The sequence below is a fragment of the Pseudomonas sp. GD03875 genome, from assembly GCF_029840585.1.
GTDB lineage: Bacteria > Pseudomonadota > Gammaproteobacteria > Pseudomonadales > Pseudomonadaceae > Aquipseudomonas > Aquipseudomonas paralcaligenes.
Genome location: NZ_JAOCCV010000078.1, coordinates 1 through 1,396, shown reverse-complemented (window position 1 = coordinate 1,396; position 1,396 = coordinate 1). Strand labels below are relative to the sequence as shown.

Genomic DNA, 1,396 nt, shown 5'->3' with positions numbered 1-1,396 from the left:
ACCCTGAACGGCCAGACCTACGTGGTGGTGGTCAACGGCATCACCGGCAACGGCACCCTCGGCCTCAACCTCAGGAACGGCGGTACCGGCATCGCCGACACTGCCGGCAACGCCCTCGGCGGCGGCCTGACCGGCCCGACCTACGCCATCGACCGCGCCCTGCCGGCCGTCAGTTCGGTATCGGTGCCGGCCAACGGTACCTATGTCGCCGGGCAGAACCTCGATTTCACCGTCAACTTCAGCGAGAGCGTGGTCGTCGACAGCAGCGGCGGCACGCCGCGCATCGCCGTCACCCTCGACACCGGCGGCACTGTCTACGCCAACTACGTCGCCGGCTCCGGCAGCAGCGCCCTGACCTTCCGCCTCACCGTCGCCTCGGGCCAGTTCGACGGCAATGGCATCGACCTGGGCAACAGCATCCAGCTCAACGGCGCCACCCTCAAGGGCAGCTCGGGCAACGATGTGGCCACCGCCCTCGCCGGTATCGGCAGCACCGCCGGTGTTCGGGTCGACGCCCAGGACCCGACCGCTGCCATCGTCCTGACCGGCACCTCGCCGACCTCGGCCAATACCCTGGAATTCCGGGTGACCTTCAACGAGAACGTCACCGGCGTCGACGCCGGCGACTTCAGCCTGCTCACCGGCGGCACGGTGCAGGGCACCCTGCAGTCGGTGGTGCAGCTGGATGCCCGCACCTACCAGGTGGTGGTCACTGGCGTGTCCGGCAGCGGTTCGCTGCAACTGGCGCTGAACGCCCCGGGCAGTGGCATCGCCGATGCCGCCGGCAACCGCCTTGTTGGCAGCGTGGTCAGCAGCGGCTACGAGGTCCAGCAGACCCAGCCGGAACCGGAACCCCGTCCGCAGCCGGAGGGCGATCCCGAGTTCCGCGTCGATCCGCCGGTCTCCAACCCGGACCTGTCCACGCCGCTGCCCCAGGTCGCGGTGCCCGGCGGGACGGCGCCCTCCTTCACCTCGCCCCTGCTGCCGCCACCGCTGTTCGAGGTGCCGACCCTGGGCGGCGGCCTGCCGCCGCTGGGCAACATCTTCATCAACCGCGGCGCCCTCGCCCCCAGCTTCATCGCCCAGGTGTTCGCCAGCAGCGATGCGGGTGGCGATGGCTCGGGCATGGGCTTCCTCGGCTTCGGCGGCGGCGATGCCGGCGTGTTCGGCTCCAGCAGCCTGTCCAGCATCTTCGGCAAGGACGTCCTGCAGGAGACCGAGCAGCTGAAGATCTTCGACGGCAAGCAGTGGAGTGACGGCGCCGAGGGCGCGATCTTCGGCGCGCCGCCGCTGAGCCAGCAACTGCACGACCTGCACGAAGGCGAGCGCCGCCAGCTGCACGAGCTGGCCCTGGCGCTGGGCCAGATCCACGCCGAAGGCCCCAAGGCCTGAATCG

1 protein-coding gene is annotated in these 1,396 nt (G+C 70.2%); it reads left to right on the top strand.

From position 1 onward, the window contains the following. A partial coding sequence (locus N5D30_RS26035; protein ID WP_279911338.1) for an Ig-like domain-containing protein occupies nt 1-1,392 on the top strand: 1,392 nt, incomplete at its 5' end. Between the last annotated feature and the right edge of the window lie 4 nt (nt 1,393-1,396).